Origin of the sequence: Neobacillus drentensis (assembly GCF_036962765.1) — a bacterium.
Classification (GTDB): domain Bacteria; phylum Bacillota; class Bacilli; order Bacillales; family Cytobacillaceae; genus Neobacillus; species Neobacillus drentensis_C.
In genome coordinates this window covers 60,859-79,597 of sequence record NZ_JBALOS010000057.1, presented here as the reverse complement: position 1 = coordinate 79,597, position 18,739 = coordinate 60,859, and the positions used below count along the sequence as shown (strand labels likewise).

The window sequence follows — 18,739 nt, the reverse complement described above, 5'->3', positions numbered from 1 at the left end:
AGCGGTACGATGGACAAAATTCTCCTCTGGTGCTGGGGTTTTGTCTTTCGGGAGCGGTACGATGGACAAAATTCTCCTCGGGTGCTGGGTTTTGTCTTTCGTGAGCTTCCGATGGTCAAAAAACTGCTCTGATGCATGTGATTTTTCCTTGGGAAGCGGTGTCCTTCACCTAATAGCCAAAGAGATACAGTACTGGACAAAAAAAGCATACTCAGCTCGCTCTCAAGAGAACGAACTAAGTATGCATTAAGAACTTTTCACATCAGAATAGGTAAATTCTAAAATACAGGCAATTATGTCCGCCCTGAAGTCCCTCCTATTTTTTCGAAAGCCCCTCAACATCTATAAAAGGTGTGGCTCCGCCTGTGACGCTTGGCAGGTGGCCATCCCATTTTTCGAGGGCTTTTTCTTGGACTTCAATTTGCTTTAATTGGATCAATTCCTCGGTTACTTCTTGTTTTTTCAAACGTAAAGCTTCGGCCTCTGCTCCTGCTTGGGCAACCTTTTGCTCGGCTTCGATTTTGACTCGTTCAAGATCTCTTTTTGCTCGTAATGCATTTTGTTCAGCGGTTTGCTTCGATTCAATTGCTTTATTGAATTCCTCACTAAAGGCAAATTCTTTGATATTAATATCTTCTAGAATCATATAATATTTTGTTAATTTACTTGCCAGCATATCTTTCACCTTCGCCGATACTTCCGGCCGTTTCGATATTAATTCTTCTGCCGTGTACTGCGCGGTGATCGCCTTTAGTGATTCTGCAATCGCAGGGTCAACGATTCGGGTACGATAATCCAAGCCGATTTCTTGATAGAGCTTATTCACCGCTTCCGGATCAGCAGAATAGTTAACCGCCACCATCGCTGTGACCATTTGCAGGTCCTTTGAGGCAGCTGTCTGCGAACTTTCTTCTTTTTGGACCCGGACTTCAATCGGTTGAACGGTTTGAATAAATGGAATCTTAAAATGAAATCCTTCCGTTAAAATCGTCGGTTTAACAGCCCCTAATTGCAAAAGAACCCCTCGATATCCAGAATCCACGGTAGTACCAGAGAAAAAGGCAATCACGATAATAACAAGGGCAATTAAACCGCTTATTATAGGTTTCGTATAGTTCATTCTGATCACTCCCCTTTAGATAACCTTATGAAAATAGGTATCAATTTATACAGAGTAAAAAAGTGATCAGACCCCTTGTTAGAAGACCTAGTTGGTTGGTTCCCCTCGCCTGGCGCCAACTATCTTCACATTTCTAGCCGTCATTTATACACGCGAACCCTAATTCTTCCCCATCCTTTTGTATTTAGGTTTATACTGGAAGTTCACAAAATGAATGCTTGTGGCAACAAATAGCATCCCGACAATCAGTGTATAGGTCACCGTTTCCCCCAAGAAAAGGACTCCGAGGAGAACAGCAACAATAGGAATGAGAAACGTATATGAACCAACTTTGCTTGCCTCACCAGCATTGACAAGCTTGTAGTAAAGGATGTATGCATAGGGTATGCCAATGGTCGCACCAAAACAGAGCCCCAATACGTAATATCGATTCCATTCGATTGCAGACCAGCTTTCAAACACGGTTCCGGTACATATGAGGAAAATGCCTCCAATGACACATTGAATCGCCACCATCCAAAATGCATCCACTTCTTTGCTTACTTTCTTTACGTAGATAACACCTAACGCCCAACTTACCGCTGTTAGTAGCCCGAATGTAACCCCGATTGCTGAGACATGAACGGTCAAACCATCCACACTAACGACTGCTATCCCAACAAATCCGAGCAACAAACCAATGATTTGGATTGGCGATAAATGTTCACCTAGGAACAGCCAAGCGAAAAGGCCAAGTAAAATCGGCTGAAAATAAACAAGAACTGAAAACAATCCACCCGGTAAATAGAGCAAACCTAACGTCTGAAGCCCGAAAAAAAGGATTGAGTTAAAGAAAGCCGCTATAAAGTACTTCTGCCAGTTATTCCGCCAATTTATCGCCTTCCGCGTCTTCCAAATAATGAGTGTCAACAAGATTCCGCCTAAAATTGAACGCAGTCCTGCATAAAGCAATGGCGGTGAATAAGGTACAGCTAATTTATTGATCGGCCAGCTGGCGCCCCAGATCAAAATGAGCACGAAAAGCGCAGCCATCGATTTTGTAGACATATTCTCCATCCCCTTTTCAACGACAAACAAGCAGGTCGAAATCGTCACCGCAAAGTTCAAAGAGACGACGCACTGATGCATCGCCTCACTCTAGTAAAATACTTGCAGACTCTGCTTATCGCAGTTTCTTCTAATTTACTATAAAATATTTAGTCTATTTTCAATAGAATATACGTTTCATAACACACTGAAAGCTTCATCTTTTATATCACTAATGAACATACATCCTGGTGCATGAGTAATCATGATAGAAGGCTTACTTTCCATCGCAACTGCTTGAGGAGTTACCCCACAGGCCCAAAATACCGGGATCTCCCCTTGTTTCAAAGACACAGCATCTCCAAAATCAGGTTTTGAAATATCCATGATGCCTATTTCGCTTGGATTTCCGATATGGATTGGCGCACCGTGTACGGCAGGAAAACGAGACGTAATCTGAATTGCACGGATGGCATCCTCCGGTGTCATTGGCCGCATACTAACCACTGTCGGCCCTTCAAACATGCCGGCTTTTTTGCACTTAATATTCGTTTTGTACATCGGTACGTTACAGTTTTCCTCGATATGTCTGACCGGAATACCGCTCTCAAGGAGTGGTGTTTCAAATGTAAAACTGCAACCGATTAAAAAGCCAACCATGTCGTCTTCCCAATACTCGGTAATATCTGCGACTTCCTCTGTAAAAACACCATCTCTGTATATACGATATTTCGGGATATCTTTACGGATATCTGCATCTTTGGCAATCAAAGCAGGAACAAACGAGCCAGGCTCCGTCACATCCAATAAAGGACATGGCTTCGGATTCCGTTGACAAAACAGCAAAAAGTCAAAGGCATGCTCTTTTTTTAAGATAACCAAGTTCGCTTGTGTATTTCCTTTTGACATTCCTGCAGTCGGTCCTGTAATCTCTTGCTTCCGAATCAGCTCTCTTATTTTTTGCGGCTCCAACGTTGCATAGTTCCCCATAATGATCCCTCCTAAATCAGCAATCTTATAAAATTACTTAAAAATCAAAGGTAATTGTTCAATCAATGTCACTACACTCAAATACCCCATGACCACAACAACAAATCCACCGGGAATCGTCAACCATAGCGGATGCTTGTACTCACCAACGATACTTTTCTTGTATGCGGCAACTAATAATGTTCCTAAACCTAGTGGCAAAATAAGTGCATTCAATGCTCCAACGATAATCAAGATCGTTACTGGCCTTCCAACAATGGCAAATGTCGCGGTTGAAATAATGATAAATGCAATAATGACCCAATTTTGGTATTTCTCAATGGTTGGATGAAACGTGCGGATAAATGAAACCGACGTATATGCCGCCCCTACAACAGATGTTACCGCCGCAGCCCACATGATTACACCAAACATACGATAACCGACGTCACCTGCAGCTAGTTTGAACACCGAAGCTGGCGGATTTGCTGGATCAATCGCTAATCCTTTTGTTACAACCCCAAGAACAGCCAAGAATAATGCCACACGCATAATACCGGTAACGAGAATCCCTGTAACAGAGCTTTTTGTAACTGCTGGCAAAGCTTCAACACCTTTGATACCCGCGTCTAATAGACGGTGTCCGCCTGCAAACGTAATATACCCTCCTACCGTACCTCCAACAAGCGTAACGATAGCAAACATGCTAATCTTTTCCGGCATAAACGTATTCACAATCGCCTCTCCAACCGGCGGTGCTGTCGTAAATGCAACGTACAGCATGAGGAGGATCATAACTAGCCCTGCGATTTGCGCGAATTTGTCCATCGCTTTACCTGCTTCTTTTACGACAAAAATAAAGATTGCTAACAGTGCACTAATCACTGCACCTGTAATGGGGTCCCATCCAAGCATGGCATTCAGACCCAATCCAGCACCAGCTACGTTTCCGATATTAAACGCTAAACCGCCCATGACGATAAGTACTGCCAAAACAACTCCGAGTCCAGGGAACACTTTGTTGGCAATTTCTTGTCCACGCAACCCTGAAACAGCAATGATTCGCCAAATGTTCATTTGCGAAAAGATGTCTAATAATAATGAAATTAAAATAACAAATGCAAAGCTTGCAGCCAATTGCTGTGTAAATACAGTCGTTTGTGTCAAAAATCCAGGTCCAATCGAGGAAGTGGCCATTAAAAAGGCCGCACCGAGTAAGACACTTCTACTTACCTTCTTTTTCCCCGAAACGTTGACTTGTTTTTGTGTAGCATCAAATTTAGGATTTTCCATAGTAAACCTCCCAGTTGCTGATTGCATTTACAGTAATATTATTCTTTTCTAACGTTTCGTTAATATATTTTGCAAAGGGTAGTGCATGTGCACCATCACCGTGAATACAAATCGTATCTGCACGCAGCAAAACTTCTGTTTTTTGCTGGGAAACTACTTTTCCTTTCGTCACCATTTTCACAATTTGCGCGACAGATTGTTCTTGATCTGTAATCATCGCATCCATTTGTGAGCGCGAAGTCAAAGACCCGTCCGCTTGATACGTGCGATCTGCAAATACCTCATGTGCAGTTCGTAAACCGATCTTCTCGCCTGCTTTTGTCAATTCACTGCCGGAAAGGCCGAATAATATCAATGATGGGGAAATGTCATAAACCGCTTGTGCAATTGCTTCAGCAAGTTTTGGATCCTTTGCAGCCATATTGTACAAAGCACCATGGGGTTTTACATGCTGCATTTTTTCATTGAACGTCATTAAAAACCCTTGCAATGCCCCAATTTGGTACACGACCATGTCATATCCTTCTTGAGGTGTAATGGCCATTTCCCTTCGCCCGAATCCGTTTAAATCTGGCAAACTAGGATGGGCTCCAATTTTTACACCATTGGAAATTGCCATCTTCACCGTTTCTCTCATCACACTTGGATCTCCGCTATGAAAACCGCAAGCAATATTTGCAGAAGTAACGTATTTCAAAATTTCTTCCTGTTCCCCAAGCTTGTAACGGCCAAAACTCTCCCCTAAATCACAATTCAAATCCACTTGAAACATTTTTCTCCCCTCCATCTGATCACTCGTCCACATTGCAAAAAGCGCTTTCATCTTTATTTAGTTTCGAAATTCGGAACTTTAGTTTTGAAACTTAAACCAATTCTAGCATAAATATTTTCAATTGAATATAATTATATGAAAATTATAAATATCATAATATTCCATATTTCTAGACTTGTATTTAAATTTGAATAAACTATAATAATTGTATTATCCGTTTAACAGAACTTAGTTACCGAAATTCGAAACTTCGAGGAGCTGTTTATAATGGCCCATCAGAAAAATAATATTAATATACGGCCTTTAGGGGATTCTGCGCTTGTGATTCAATTAGGCGATGGAATAAGCCCCACCATCCATGAAAAAGTGAAAAATCTATCCAACTTATTGGAAAAAAAGCCGTTTATAGGTTTGATTGAATCTGTACCGTCTTATAATAGCTTGACAATTTATTACAATCCTGTTGCCGTCTATTTGTCCACCCCTGACAAAGAAGCATCAAGTCCTTATAGAAAAGTAAGCACTTTCATTTTGGCGTTACTAGATAAATTAGGAACGAGTGAAAAACCCGAACAACGATTAATAACCATCCCAGTCTTGTACGGAGGAGAGTATGGTCCAGATTTAGAGTATGTAGCAACGTATCACGGACTTTCTGTTGAAAAAGTAATTCAAATTCATTCGTCAAATGATTACTTAGTTTATATGATTGGCTTTGCGCCAGGGTTTCCGTTCATGGGGGGAATGGACGAAAGAATTGCAACACCACGTAAGGATTCACCCCGCCTAGCCATCACACCGGGTTCTGTTGGAATTGCTGGTAAACAAACAGGCATCTACCCGCTGGAAACACCGGGAGGATGGCAAATTATCGGCCGCACCCCGCTTGATTTGTTTCTTCCAGAACTTTCACCGCCAACGATGTTACAGTCTGGAGATAAAATTCGATATGTACCGATTACTCATGAAGAGTATGTTGCCTATAAGGAGATGAAACAATGAGCATAAAAGTGCTTCATCCTGGATTATTGACTACGATTCAAGATTTAGGGAGATTCGGTTCACAAAAATTTGGGGTACTCGTAAGTGGAGCAATGGATCCCATTTCTCTTAGAGTGGCAAATTTACTCGTTGGAAATAACGAAGGAGAAGGCGCACTTGAAATTACACTTTTTGGGACAACCCTCGAATTTGAAACTAATAAGTTAGTTGCGATTACAGGCGGTGATTTACAGCCTACTATTGACGGAAAAGAAGCACCGATGTGGCGGCCAATCCTGATTCGTAAAGGTTCTATTTTAAAATTTAAATCCGCCATTAATGGATGCAGGGCGTACGTGGCATTCGCTGGCGGAATAGATGTTCCCGAAGTTATGGGAAGTAAAAGCACTTATCTTCGTGCAGCTATTGGAGGGCTTCACGGCAGAGCATTACAAAAAGGGGATGTGTTTGAAAGCGGAACCTTCAATAGACTCAGTCGGGCATTCGTTCATCAGCTAGAACGAATGACTACTCATTTTACATGGTCAGTCAACCATACAGAATTTATTTCATTCAATAAAACACAAACGATTAGAGTTTTACGAGGGGCTGAGTTCGAGCGTTTCGACACCTCTAGTCAACAAACGTTTTTTTCAAACCGCTATACCTTAACAACTCAGGCGGATCGGATGGGCTATCGGTTGGAAGGCGAATCACTCCACTTATCAGAGAGGTTTGAGTTGTTATCAGAAGGGGTTACGTACGGGACCATTCAAGTACCTTCAAACGGACAACCGATTATTTTAATGGTTGATCGACAAACGACAGGAGGATATCCTAAAATCGGTCAAGTCATTTCCATCGATCTACCTTGTTTGGCACAGATGCAACCCAACTGTACCATTGAATTCAAGGAAGTTTCACTTGAAGAAGCAGAATTAGAACTAATCATGCAAGAGCAGATGCTCCGTAAGTTAGCGTTGGGCATTCGCTTTAAAGCGCTTTATGAATAGAGGACATGGGCAGATGAAGGAAACGATCTGACATCTTTTTAAACGGCGGATTCACATGAAATACCTTGAAACGTACATGGTAAAACAAGAAGTATAATATGTAGCTTCAAATCATAATAACGGGGCGATCGCTACATCAAACAGTGTTGATGCAGAGACCGCCCCGTTCTTTTTATTTCGTATAGCCTAAACGCATGGATATTTCCTCTGCAACTTTTTTCACTTTCTTCGCATAGTTCTCAATGTTCTCACCCTGATAATTTGCTTCGATACCTGCGATACTTATGCCCGCAATCACTTCACCTTTGTGATTAAAAATGGGTGCGGCAATGGCAGAGGTATGGTTTTCCAATTCAGAATGGCTGATTGTAAATCCATCTACTCTCGCCTGTTTTATCGTCTCAAAAATTCTCTCTTTGTCAGTAATTGTACCTTGCGCAAACGTTTTGAGCTCAGTTGATTCGAGATATTCTTGCACTTCCGAATCAGGTAAAAAGGACAAGATCGCACGTGAACATGCCCCAGCATAAAGGGGACTTTTCCTTCCAATCGCAGTATACAGACGGACCTTTTGTTTTGTGTCAATTTTCTCGATATAGATAGCTTCATTCCCTTCTCTAACAATCAAGTTAATTGCTTCCTTAATATCATTATGTAATTCATTCATAAATGGATAGGCAATCTGACGTATATCAATCCTTGCCAAAACCAGATGGCCAAATTTGAGAAACAAGAGTCCAAGTCTGTACTTAGAATCACTTCCTTTTTCAACGAACCCCATTTCCTCTAACGACACGAGCATTCGATAGACTGAAGTTTTGGGAATCCCCGATAGATTAATAATTTCTTGAAATGATAATTCGGTATGCTCTATAAATAGATTTAATACATCCATCGAACGGACAACTGTTTTGTTTTTGTTGTGCATAAATTGTAATCTCCTTCTCAAACACCATTCCACAGTATAGCGAGATTATGGCGCTAAAATACGCCTAAAGTATCCCATATAAAAATAATTCTACACGATAAACTCAGACATTCAAACATGAACTACTTAATAAAAAAAGCGTAAAGACCCTGATCACGGAATCTTTACGCTTTATTATTAGCCAATGTAGATATTCAAGTATGCGAAACGATCAATTCACAATTCCCGTCTACTTCAAATTCGCCAAATCCCACAGGGATGATCAGATGAGAACCCTTCTTCAATCCATATGGCTGACCATTATGAAGAAGTGCTCCCTCTCCCTTAATGACGCTGAGCAGCAAATATTGATCCTTAAATGAGAAAGCAGCAGTTCCGCTAACCTCCCATTTGTAAACGGAGAAAAAGTCTGACTCCACAAACGTTGTAATCGTTACATTTTCAGCTTCCTGGACTTTAGGAGCAACCCCAGCATTTTGATGAGGCACTGTTGTCACATCAATTGCTTTTTCTAAATGCAGTTCGCGCAAATTCCCTTCCGCATCTCGACGGTCGTAATCATACACGCGGTAGGTTGTGTCAGAGCTTTGCTGCGTTTCTAAAACTAGCGTTCCTTCACATAAAGCATGGATGGTTCCGCTTGGAACATAGAAAAAGTCGCCTGGCTTGATTTTGACTCTACGCAGCAGCTCGTTCCATTTCCCATCATTAATTTGCTCGATTAATTCTTCTTTTGTTTTCGCATTATGGCCGAAGATCATGTCGGCTCCTTCTTTACAATCGAGGATATACCAGCATTCGGTTTTACCAAGATCCCCATTTTCATGAACCTTCGCATAAGAATCCTCAGGATGGACCTGGACGGATAAATCCATGTTCGCATCTAATATTTTCGTCAAAAGTGGAAAAACCTCTTCCTTCGGGTTTCCAAAAAGCTCGGGATGTTTACGGTATAAATCGTCCAATGCCATACCCGCATATGGACCGTTTTCCACAATAGATGGCCCATTGGGATGTGCGGAAATCGCCCAGCATTCTCCTGTTTGATCATTTGGAATGTTGTACCCAAATTCTGTTTGTAAGGCGGTACCGCCCCAAATTCGCTCTTTAAAAACTGGTCTTAAAAACAATGGTTGCATAATGATTACCTCCAGGCGTACGTTTATCGTTGATTTTCCTCTTGATATGCTTGATGAGCAAGCATGAGCGAGCCAGTAATTCCCGCATGATCACCTAAACCAGGACTTACAATATATCCAGCAAGTTCTGGCAATACCACATACTCATTTAAAAATTCCTGCAAATACTTATAAATAGAAGTAAACACCTGCTTTTGATTCATCACTCCCCCGCCAAGGATGATTTTTTTCGGCGAAAGAATCAGTACATATTGCATCAGGGCTTGGGCAATATAGTATCCTTCTAGGTCCCAAACTTCCATTCGATCAACAAGCTGATCTCCTTTTGCTCCCCAGCGCTCTTCAATGGCAGGACCAGCCGCTAGACCTTCTAAGCAATCGTGGTGATAGGGGCACTTCCCTCGAAACTCGTCATTTGGATGCCGTCTCACAAGAATATGCCCCATTTCAGGGTGTGAAAGTCCTTGAAGAAGCTTCCCTTGAACAATTGCTCCTGCCCCAATTCCAGTACCAACTGTAATGTACAAGCAGCTATCCAAACCTTTTGCCGCACCAAAGGTAACCTCTCCCAATGCTGCTGCATTTACATCTGTATTAAACCCAATGGGTACTGAAAATGCATCTCTTAATGATTGGACAAACGGATAATCCCTCCACCCTGGCTTCGGCGTAGAAGTAATATTACCGAATGTAGCACTTTCCGGATTCACATCAATGGGACCGAACGAACCCACACCAATTGCTTTTATAGGATATTGATTGAAAAATTCAACCACATTTGGCATCGTTTCCGCCGGTACTGTTGTTGGAATCTGAATACGTTCTACAATATTACCCTTTTCATCGCCAACAGCACAAACAAACTTTGTCCCGCCTGCTTCAATTGCACCCAACATACATAAATACCTCCAAATAAGAATTTCTACATTTCATTAGAACTAAGCACAGATCCCTTTTTTGATTTTCTCCAAATAAAATATAGGGTTGGAATCATGATGACATAGATAATCGGGAAAAGACTAAACGAGACAGGTAAAAGCAGGTCAAAATCAAAGTATTTTCTCATCGCTAAAAACAAAAATACTCCGATGATTCTTCCAACACCGAGTGGGATTTCTCGAATAATAATATAGTCCAAGCGCTTTACCTTGTACTCGGGGTCCTTTTCAATCGCTTCATAAATCATGGCACTCATCGAGGTGATAACCATATTTTGTGCTAATGGCGACACAATTCCAAATATAATCAATGATAGGAGGACAGGAAGGACGGATAACAATACAGAACTCAAAAATATACTTACCGATCCGATCGCATAAATGGCGAGACGATAGTTCGGATTAGAGAACTTAGCAAGTAGATAGAATGTAGCAATAGCCACAAGTTCAGCAGCCATATTATAAACTCCTAAACTCAATTCTCCACCAGCTACTTTGAAGGTAATCATCGTGACCAAGAAGGTTCCGTACACGCCTGATACAATCCCATCAGCAAACATTACCTTATACATCTTTTTCCATTCCTGTGATGGATTCTTGATGACATCCCAAAAATAACTTTTTGTTGTAATTGGCTTTCCCTTCACTTTTAGAGACGTTAAAAAGGATAGAAAAAAGAATACACAGGTTCCAATAAAAACGACATAATAACCCAGCATACCTTCTAATTGCGAGATGATGATCCCTGACAGAACCGGACCGAGCACACCTCCAATGGTAAATAGAATTCCTTGTACATATAAAAATTGATCCCGATTATCATTGGTTGTTAAGTCTAATACGGCCAAATGCATGCCGACATAATACAAGCTCATTGCCAATCCAGTTGAAAATCCTAACAACATGATATGATCACTTAATGTGTCATGAAATATAAGCATAATTAAATAGGTAATCAGATAAAAGACAAATCCTAAACGCATCGTAATCATCGGGCTCGTTTTCCTAGCCAGCCACCCGCAAAGGCCAAAACAAAAGATGATCGCGATCGACCAGTACAAGCTATAATAAGCTAGCAATGAATAGGTTTTATCCAATTTCCATAAGAAAACACTTTGAAAAACACCAGACAAAACGCCGCCAAAGGAAAATAAGGCATTCATCAGTAAATAAAACTTTAATTCCGTAGAAAAAGACTTAAAAATTTGAAGCATTCTTTGATCTCCTTTTGCAGAAGAGTCGGCCTTGAAGGATCGACAACTCCTACAACTAGACTAGTGGTTAATAATCGCTTTTGAAACTTTAAGATTAGGAAAGTCTGCCATTGCTTCTGGCAGCTCTTCGACAGTAAAACGATGAGATATGAGCGACTCGACATTCACCACTTTTTTAGCAATAAGTGAAATAGCTTCTTCATGAGTATAAGGGTTCACGAATGAACCCTTTATGGTAAGTTCTTTTGAAAAAATTTCAAATGGTGACACAGAAATAACAGTATCAGGCGCTGCTACTCCAAAAAGTAACACTTGACCGCCCTTTGCTGCTGATTTAACTGCCAATTCCATACTATCCGCTCTGCCCACACATTCAATCACAACATCTGCCTCTAGCTTAGACGCATTCATTGGATGGATCACTTCATCAGCACCCAGCTTATAAAGAAGCTCTCTTTTGTTCTCAGCAGGTTCACTTACAATGATAGAATCAACATATTGTTGTTTCACCAATTGCAAAAACAATTGTCCAATAAAGCCGCCGCCAATAATGAGTACCTTACTTAAGGGTGACAACTGAACCTTTTTAAAACCATGTAAAACACAGCCTAAAGGTTCAACCAGCGCAGCCTCTTCAAAAGTCATTTGGTCTGGGAGCTTGTAACAATTGGCATCGGGTACAACACAATACTCGCCCATACCGCCATCCCTTGTTACTCCTACCGCCTGAAGATAATTACATAAATGAGCCCGGTTGCTCCGGCAATACTCACATGTCCCGCAATAGATGTTCGGATCAATGGAAACACGGTCCCCTTTTTGAAGGGTTGATACTTCTGCACCGACTTCCACTACTTCACCTGCCAATTCATGCCCGAGGACAATTGGCGGCTGGACTTCAGCTGAACCGGGATGACCATGATAAATATGCTGATCCGTACCGCAAATTCCACAGCTTTTTACCTTTACAATGACCTCTTTGGGTGATGGTGAACGATAGTTCCAATCCATTACCTCTATTTGCTTTGTACCTTGCAAAACCGCCGCTTTCATTCGAATCTCCCCTCTGTTTTCACACTATTAATCGCCTTCACTCGTAAAGTTTCCCAAGGAACGTCTTTCCCCTCAGCCTGTCCGACCTTAATCGTTCTGCTCTCATTTGGCAGTAAATCAAAGAAATTATCCTCGATTACAAGCTGCTCTATATCCATTTCAATGGTGACCATTCGCGCGAGCATATTCGTGGAAACAGTTAACTCATTTTTCTCACGGTCAATCGAAACAGTTACTTCAGACTCTTCCAATCTCAAGTCCCTTTGATCGCGGAAATAGTAGAAGTTTTCATCGGTTTTATTACTTTTTGAGCGAATGACGATAACGGCCTCTTCTGGCTGCAGACCACTAAGGGCTTCCTGTTCTAAAACAACATCTACTTGCTGCGAAACATTGGCTTGCACCAAAACCGTCCATTGCTTTGAAAATACTTTTTCGCCATTAAATTGATAAACGGCCAGTTCAATTTCATCCTCATAGGTCTCCAACCGGTCATTTACCACCCAAATAGACATATCTTTACCTGGTTCATGAGCTAGCGTTAATAGAACTGGACTATAGAACTTTCTTGCATAATGATAGGAAGCCTTAGGCAATAAATAATAGTCGATAACTGACCAGCTTGTCCCCGGCCAGCAGTCATTTAACTGCCAAAATAACGCACCGCTTGTATGTGGTTTATTGCGCCTGTAATGTTCGATTCCATACTTCAAACCTTCTGCTTGCGTTAACATTGAATAGGAAATGTACTCATCTAAATCCTTTGGAACTCCTGTATAACCTTCCATCAGCAAAATTCCTTTTGGATGATGGATATCTTTATTGCGATAGGCCATTTCTTCGCTTCCCCAGTAAAATTGATCCTTCGGGATATTTCGTTCTAATGTATAGCGATTAGAAGAAGCATGCATGCCAAATTCGCTCGCAAAGAGTGTCGTATCATTTTTAAAATTTTTAAATGACAGCCCTTCGACACTGTAATTCACTGTTTGTGGCTCACCAAACGTTCTAGGCTCAATATTCCCGTGCCAAACCTGCCAATTATGCGTGTCTCCCTCTTCCCTTGAGTTATGATCATTTCCACCAAATGGCGAGCTTGGCCAAAACAAACGAGTTGGGTCGAGTTCTTCAAGTAATTCAGGCATTAATTCATGATAGATTTTTTCACCGTAAAAAGGATGAGTGATTTCACCTGATGCAAACAATGCTTCATACAGCCAATCATTCTCATTGTTTCCACACCAAAGTGCCAAGCAAGGATGATTACGCAGCCGTTTGACGACATGAATGATTTCATCTTTGACGTTGGCCATAAAGTTCTTGTTGTAATCAGGATAGAGCGCACATGAAAACATGAAATCCTGCCAGACTAAAATGCCAAGCCGATTACACTCGTCATAAAAAACCTCTTTTTCATAGATACCGCCGCCCCAAACACGAAGCATATTCATATTCGCATCTTTGGACATCTTGATTAAGTGCCTGTAACGAGAATCTGGAACGGCTCCGATGAAGCTATCGATCGGAATCCAATTGGCCCCTTTAGCAAACACCTTTTCACCATTTAAAACAAAGGTAAAACAATGATTACCCTCTTCATCCTTACGCAGTACCTCAATGGTTCTAATCCCAAAGTCTTCTTGGTGGTCATCCACTTTCACATCATCCGCAAGCAATTCAACCTTTAGTTGATAAAGATGGGGTGTGCCAATGTCATGTGTCCACCATAGCTTTGGATTTTCCACTTCCAATACAACTGTTGCTTTTTTACGTTCTACTTTTACCTTGGTTGAATAATTCTCTTCACCATAGGAAAGGTTTATATCTACCACATAATCTCTATCTTTTCTAAATGACGCTATTTCCACTTCGACCTCGACAATTGCTTTGTCAGGAGAAATAGATTTTGTTTTAGCAAATACAGAGTCGATTTTGGCAAAAGTTCTCTTCTCTAAATGAACTTCCTTCCAAATCCCTGCAGCAACTAAGCGCGGCCCCCAGTCCCAGCCATAATGACTTTGGGCTTTCCTCGTCCAGATTCTTTTCTTGCTAAATCCAGACCAATAATATTGAACCTTGTCTTTCACATGAACATGGACTGGATCAAATTTCACCGCCAAAACATTTTTCCCTTGCTTCAACTCACGTGCAACCTCAAAGCTGTGACTAATATACATATTCTCCGTTGAACCCAGCTCCACACCATTTAAATAAACCGTAGCAAATGTGTCCAAACCTTCAAAAATCAACTCATAGCGATGGTCTTTACTAACCTCATCGTTGAACTCAAAAGTATTGCGATACCACCAAACCTTTTCCTCTACCCACTGACATTTCAAATCATTGTGTCCGTAAAATGGATCCTCAATCAGGTTTCGGTCAATCAGTGTTGAATGCACATCACCAGGTACTGATGCTGTCATCCAGAAGTAATCAATATATTCAGGAGCAGCGACCTCAAGATCACGTGCAGCCCCTACATCAAAATGTTTTATTTTCCAGTTATCATTCATTTTCATAGTACGTCACCTGCCATTTAAAAATGCTTACGATATATCAGTTCTACTTGTGAAGCCTATATAAGCTTAAAACATAGTAAAAAGGCCAAAATCAGTCTCGCGATTTTGGCACTTATTTTTTCAAATTATAGATAAGTCAATGAATCCAAGATTTCTTTTAAGCTTAATTCCGCACATGCCATTGATGTATCAGCAACACCGTAGAACATTTTAACTACATCACCTTCAACAACAGCACCACATGAAAAGACTACATTCCCAAAGAACCCTTCCACTTCATAGTCTGCTTCAGGCTCTAAAATCGGTTGGTTTGAACGAGCAATAACCTTTGTTGGATTTTCTAAATCTAGGAGAACGGCTCCCATACAATAGCGGTGATCCTCAGTTGCACCATGATAAAGCTCCAGCCAGCCTTTTTCTGTCTTAAACGGAACAGCCCCTCCGCCCATACGAGCGCTATCCCACATGCCATCACGTAAACCTAGTAAATGCTTGTGATTACCCCAATGCAGGAGGTTAGTTGATTCAGCAATCCACATTTCTGGCTCCCCTACACTTTTCGGAACAGGTCGGTGGATCGCGTAATATTTTCCATTTATTTTTTCAGGGAAAATTAAGACATCTTTATTTTCCGGTGCAAAAATCATCCCATGATGTTCAGTAGTTACGAAGTCCTTTGTGGAAACCATCGATTCTCCCACACCAACAGGTGAAACAGCACTAAAATAGATATAATAAGTATCTTCAATTTTAGTAATCCTTGGATCCTCTATCCCAAATGTTTCTAACTCATTAGATGGGTAAACTAACGGATTCTCATCAATCGTGAAATGATGACCACCATCTTTGCTTCTTGCAATCCGCAAGTATGCTATAGATGTTAAATAGTCCCATGAATGTACATCTCCGCTTTTTCGAATCACACGTGGATCAGAGAAGTCATACGTAGGATCATCTAAACGGAATTCTAAAATCTCTAGTTCGTTTGTTTCAGGATTATAAATTGGCGATTTAACAATATTCGGGTCTTCACTAATTGGTCGTTCTGCTACACGAAGAAGCATGATAATTTCATCTTCATAGGTTGTAACACCTGCATTAAAAGCACCAATAACTTCAAAATCAGCTCGATGTGGTTTCACATCTGCTGGAGTGACTAGAGGGTTCTCTTCATATCTATATACATTCATTTTATTGACTCCTTTGTTGTATCAGATTAACCGCTCGTATTGTAAAAACGGATCGACGATGGTAATTTTTTGAGCTTCCGCATCACTAATTCCTGCATAAATATCAGCTGTGCCATCGGGTTTTCGAACTAACCCACCACTAAAGACGACATCTACTAAGTCTGGACGCTTCGTAGGACCAGGAAGGAACTGACTTCTTGTTGCGATTAACTCCATATCAGAAAATTCACCTGTTTCCGGATTAAGGGCAAATACCATTGGGTAATAGTGGCGGTTTCCTTCACCATCAAAGGAGGCAACATGCCCCAATACTCCAACAAGACCATTTGCTAAAAGATGCGGTTCGTTCGCTCCGCCCCATTCTTCCTCAATGAACTGCCCTTGAAGTAAAGGCGCTTCGTTGACGACATCAATAGTCAGTTCAGATAATGAAGAGATCCGAGTCCAGCCAATTTTTCCTCTTCCGCCTTTTTCACCCTGAGGTCTTGTTAATACCCCAATGCTCCCATCTTTTAATTCAACAAGCCTGAGGTCTTTCATCCCGTCTGGACCTTTTGCAAATTCTTGTAAGCCTGCAATCGATGGACCTTTATAAAAAACTGTTCTCCAGCCAAGTTGTCCTTCATTCGTTGGGTGAGGGAAAATTTGGACACCACCCAATACTAGCTCTCCCGCGATTCGAGTAAAGAAAGGATCTTGCAATTCCAGGACTGGCGCATTTTCTCTTGGTACCCACTCGCCGTTTCTTTCGACAAAGAAGTATACATTGGAGTGTTCACTGTCACGTGATTCCACGCGTCCGGCAATGACAAGCTCTCCCTCATCCTCAAACGGTGCGCTAATATTATAGACATCATTTTCCCCAATACCCGCGAATACAATTTTGTCAGGATTAGTTGGTTGTGTTTTTGAAGTATATTCCTCTAAAAGCTGTTCACATGTTTGAGCATTACCTTTCTTTAACAAGGTCATTTCCTATTTCCCCCTTTAGGATCATTGCTTCATTCGCTAAAATTGTTAAGACGACTTCACAATCCAATCTTGTTCGCTTTGTCGAAAGTAACAATGTCATATTAGCTTCTACTTCAAGCGTTTTTTGTTGATCAGTGAAATTCAAAACTACTAATATTTTTTCAACTGAATCCGTTCTGACGAAATAGATCATTCCATCTTCATTCCGTAAAAATTCATAATTTCCGAACTGTAGAGATGAATGTTCTTTTCGCAGCTTCAGCAATTTTTTATAAAAAGAAAGCATCGAGTCTGGATCATTTATCTGGTCTTCAACAGTAACTTTGTAGGCATTCTCAGGAACAGTAATCCATGGCTTCCCCTCTGAAAAACCGACATTGGCATGTGCATTCCATTGCATCGGGGTACGTGACTTATCACGCGATTTTTCATTCGCAACAACTAGGGATTCTTCAGGTGACTTACCCGCTTGTAATGCGAGCTGATAGCCCATGATTCCTTGAACATCTTTCATTTTCGATAGGTCATCTGTAATCCAATCTCTCATCCCGATTTCATCGCCAAAATAGATGAACGGAACACCCTTGGCTGTCAGCATCAAAGTAGCCACCAGTTTGGCACGATCTTCATCGCCGCCAAATCTTGAAATATGTCTGGACATATCATGACTAGAAAAGAATAATGTTGGAATTTGCGCTGAATCATAGGTTTTCTCTGTTTCCACAAAATGCTGAAAGAGCCTATCCCTATCAAACTCACCCATACTACCGATATTAAAATTAAACACCACATCTAATTTGTTGAGCCCAGAATATTGCTTAAGGATATCCAATTCCTCGGAACCAACCTCACCAACAAGAAATTTATCCGGATACTGATGAACAAACTCAGCAATTTCCTCAATAATCGCTATAATTCCTTCTTGGTCTTTATCGTATAAATGAATTTGTTCCTTTTTCTCCAAATCATATGGATTGTCCTGAAATGAATCATTTACCTTTAAGAAGTTGATGACATCAAGCCGGAAACCATCGACTCCCTTTTCGAGCCAAAATTTCATCACATCAAACATGGCCTGTTTCACTTCAGGATTGGCCCAATTTAAATCGACCTGTTCTTTCGCAAAGGCGTGGTAATAATACTGATGCGTCTCTGCGTCATATTCCCATGCCGTGCCTCCAAAGAAGGATTCCCAATTGTTCGGCTCGTCCCTCCAAATGTACCAATCACGCTTCGGATGATCCTTGGAAGACTTTGATTCTTGGAACCATTGGTGTTCAGAAGAAGTGTGATTCAAAACAAGATCAGCAATCACCCTGATTCCACGTTGATGTGCCTCATGAATAAACGTTTCAAAATCCGCCATCGTTCCATAATCCGCATCGATCCCATAATAATCGGAAATATCATACCCGTTATCAACCTTTGGCGATGGATAAAACGGAGTTAGCCACAGTCCATCAATCCCTAGTTCTTTTAAATAATCTAGTTTGGAGGTAATCCCAGCAAAGTCACCGATTCCATCACCATTTCCATCTTTAAAACTAGGCATATAGATTTCATAAAAAGTTGATTGTTTCCACCATTTCACCATAGTGTTAGAACTCCTATT

General features: G+C 41.1%; 16 protein-coding genes. 2 read left to right on the top strand and 14 right to left on the bottom strand.

From position 1 onward, the window contains the following. Positions 1-316 precede the first annotated feature (316 nt). From V7137_RS09220 to V7137_RS09200, 5 genes are all read right to left on the bottom strand, one after another. Entirely contained in the window at positions 317-1,120 is an 804-nt protein-coding gene (locus tag V7137_RS09220) for a prohibitin family protein (protein ID WP_335697806.1), read from the bottom strand. A gap of 159 nt (positions 1,121-1,279) precedes the next feature. Next, the gene (locus V7137_RS09215; protein WP_335697812.1) at positions 1,280-2,176 is read right to left on the bottom strand and encodes a DMT family transporter; all 897 of its coding nucleotides are present in this window, start codon (positions 2,174-2,176) and stop codon (positions 1,280-1,282) included. A gap of 168 nt (positions 2,177-2,344) precedes the next feature. Beyond that, positions 2,345-3,136 (bottom strand): putative hydro-lyase, encoded by a 792-nt coding sequence (locus tag V7137_RS09210; RefSeq protein ID WP_335697805.1) that lies wholly within the window; start codon positions 3,134-3,136, stop codon positions 2,345-2,347. A gap of 33 nt (positions 3,137-3,169) precedes the next feature. After that, on the bottom strand, positions 3,170-4,408 hold the full coding sequence (locus V7137_RS09205) for an NRAMP family divalent metal transporter (protein WP_335697804.1): 1,239 nt from the start codon (positions 4,406-4,408) through the stop codon (positions 3,170-3,172). After that, positions 4,395-5,180, bottom strand: coding sequence for a LamB/YcsF family protein (locus V7137_RS09200; protein ID WP_335697803.1), 786 nt, complete (start codon positions 5,178-5,180; stop codon positions 4,395-4,397). Before V7137_RS09200 ends, V7137_RS09205 begins: the two co-directional genes overlap by 14 nt. 267 nt (positions 5,181-5,447) lie before the next feature. Between V7137_RS09200 and pxpB the strand changes: the two genes are divergently transcribed. Both pxpB and V7137_RS09190 read left to right on the top strand, forming a co-directional pair. Next, positions 5,448-6,182, top strand: a complete 735-nt coding sequence (gene pxpB, locus V7137_RS09195; protein ID WP_335697802.1) for a 5-oxoprolinase subunit PxpB — start codon at positions 5,448-5,450, stop codon at positions 6,180-6,182. Next, positions 6,179-7,174, top strand: coding sequence for a biotin-dependent carboxyltransferase family protein (locus V7137_RS09190; protein ID WP_335697801.1), 996 nt, complete (start codon positions 6,179-6,181; stop codon positions 7,172-7,174). Before pxpB ends, V7137_RS09190 begins: the two co-directional genes overlap by 4 nt. Before the next feature lie 172 nt (positions 7,175-7,346). Here the strand turns inward: V7137_RS09190 and V7137_RS09185 are convergent, their stop codons facing one another. From V7137_RS09185 to V7137_RS09145, 9 genes are all read right to left on the bottom strand, one after another. Continuing rightward, a complete protein-coding gene (locus tag V7137_RS09185; RefSeq protein WP_335697800.1) occupies positions 7,347-8,102 on the bottom strand; it encodes an IclR family transcriptional regulator in 756 nt (251 codons plus the stop codon). 194 nt (positions 8,103-8,296) lie between these two features. After that, a complete protein-coding gene (gene manA, locus V7137_RS09180) occupies positions 8,297-9,244 on the bottom strand; it encodes a mannose-6-phosphate isomerase, class I (protein WP_335697811.1) in 948 nt (315 codons plus the stop codon). Positions 9,245-9,264: 20 nt separating this feature from the next. Beyond that, positions 9,265-10,137 carry an ROK family protein gene (locus V7137_RS09175; protein ID WP_335697799.1) on the bottom strand — a complete coding sequence of 291 codons (873 nt, stop codon included), beginning with the start codon at positions 10,135-10,137 and terminating at the stop codon, positions 9,265-9,267. A gap of 26 nt (positions 10,138-10,163) precedes the next feature. Then, positions 10,164-11,393 (bottom strand): MFS transporter, encoded by a 1,230-nt coding sequence (locus V7137_RS09170; RefSeq protein ID WP_335697798.1) that lies wholly within the window; start codon positions 11,391-11,393, stop codon positions 10,164-10,166. 60 nt (positions 11,394-11,453) lie between these two features. Beyond that, entirely contained in the window at positions 11,454-12,446 is a 993-nt protein-coding gene (locus tag V7137_RS09165; RefSeq protein ID WP_335697797.1) for a zinc-dependent alcohol dehydrogenase family protein, read from the bottom strand. Continuing rightward, complete coding sequence (locus tag V7137_RS09160) at positions 12,443-14,965, bottom strand: beta-mannosidase (RefSeq protein ID WP_335697796.1); 2,523 nt, start codon at positions 14,963-14,965, stop codon at positions 12,443-12,445. Before V7137_RS09160 ends, V7137_RS09165 begins: the two co-directional genes overlap by 4 nt. Positions 14,966-15,090: 125 nt before the next feature. Continuing rightward, positions 15,091-16,155, bottom strand: coding sequence for a BtaManbiosPhlase (locus V7137_RS09155; protein ID WP_335697795.1), 1,065 nt, complete (start codon positions 16,153-16,155; stop codon positions 15,091-15,093). Between the two features lie 21 nt (positions 16,156-16,176). Next, positions 16,177-17,127, bottom strand: coding sequence for an MTP-1 family protein (locus V7137_RS09150; protein ID WP_335697794.1), 951 nt, complete (start codon positions 17,125-17,127; stop codon positions 16,177-16,179). Further along, positions 17,105-18,721 carry a glycoside hydrolase family 13 protein gene (locus V7137_RS09145; RefSeq protein ID WP_335697792.1) on the bottom strand — a complete coding sequence of 539 codons (1,617 nt, stop codon included), beginning with the start codon at positions 18,719-18,721 and terminating at the stop codon, positions 17,105-17,107. The genes V7137_RS09150 and V7137_RS09145 overlap by 23 nt, the downstream gene beginning before the upstream one ends. Positions 18,722-18,739 lie beyond the last annotated feature (18 nt).